Source organism: Variovorax boronicumulans NBRC 103145, assembly GCF_001591345.1.
Lineage (GTDB): Bacteria > Pseudomonadota > Gammaproteobacteria > Burkholderiales > Burkholderiaceae_C > Variovorax > Variovorax boronicumulans.
The window spans coordinates 1-930 of the sequence record NZ_BCUS01000272.1 but is presented as its reverse complement, the minus strand read 5'-3'; the positions used below and the strand labels follow the sequence as shown (position 1 = coordinate 930).

Sequence of the window (930 nt, the reverse complement as noted above, 5' to 3'; positions counted from 1 at the left end):
GCTGCTCGCGGCCGGCCGCACCGTGCCCGCCGCGCAGGCCTGGCCGCTGTATGTTCGCGATAAAGTGGCGCAAACCACCGAGGAACGCGCCGCCATCAAGGCGGCGGCCGCCGTTCCGCCGAACCCCGCATGAGCGCTGTCCTCCAGTCCGTCGAAGCCCGTCTTGAACCGCTCACCGTCGAGCGGATCGATGCCGTGTGCGCGGTCGAGCAGACGGCCTACACGCACCCCTGGACGCGCGCCAACTTCACCGATTCGATGGCCGTGGGCTACCACTGCCAGTGCCTGCTGGCGCCCGGCGTTGCGCCGGGTGTCGAGTCGCCCTGCACCAGCCTGGGCGAAACGCTGATCGGCTATTTCGTCGCCATGAAGGGCGTGGACGAGGTGCACCTGCTCAACATCACCGTGGCGCCGGCCTTCCAGCGCCAGGGCTGGGCGCCGCTCATGCTCGAGGCGCTGGCCGGCTGGTCGCGCGGCGAGGGCGCGCTGTGGCTGTGGCTCGAGGTGCGCGAAAGCAACCGGCGCGCGCTCGACATCTACCTGCGGCAAGGCTTTCGCAGCGTCGGCGTGCGCAAGGGCTATTACCCGGCGTTCGACGGCAAGCGTGAAGACGCGGTCGTCATGAGCATGCGCCTCAACGAAACAGGCTCCGCCTGGGGAGCTTTGCGATGACGGACACCGCGGTCCACACCCTGCGCCTGGACGCGCGCCAGCGCGCCATGCTCGACGAGATGGGCGTGAAGGTCTGGTGGCCTGTGCCGCCGGAACCCGAGATCGAAGTCGAAGCCGAGCCGGAGGCCCCCGTGGCCGCTGATTCCGGCATGCCCGACATGCCCGAAGGCCCGCCGCTGGAACTCGACGATCGCGACCAGTCGTACGACGCGCCGCCTCCGCCGCGCCCGGCACCCGCGCCCGTCGCCCGTCCTGTGG

At 70.5% G+C, this 930-nt stretch carries 1 protein-coding gene and 2 pseudogenes; all 3 read left to right on the top strand.

The window, feature by feature from the left end:
• Positions 1–133 (top strand): annotated as a pseudogene (locus VBO01S_RS33415) (tRNA (adenosine(37)-N6)-threonylcarbamoyltransferase complex dimerization subunit type 1 TsaB); the annotation flags it as partial.
• On the top strand, positions 130–672 hold the full coding sequence (gene rimI / locus VBO01S_RS31500) for a ribosomal protein S18-alanine N-acetyltransferase (RefSeq protein ID WP_062483095.1): 543 nt from the start codon (positions 130–132) through the stop codon (positions 670–672). The pseudogene VBO01S_RS33415 and the gene rimI, both read left to right, overlap by 4 nt.
• Positions 669–930 (top strand): annotated as a pseudogene (locus tag VBO01S_RS33410) (hypothetical protein); the annotation flags it as partial. The gene rimI and the pseudogene VBO01S_RS33410, both read left to right, overlap by 4 nt.

Excerpts from the sequence above, each read along its gene's own strand:
- rimI (WP_062483095.1), top strand. The coding sequence starts at position 130 with ATGAGCGCTGTCCTCCAGTCCGTCGAAGCCCGTCTTGAACCGCTCACC.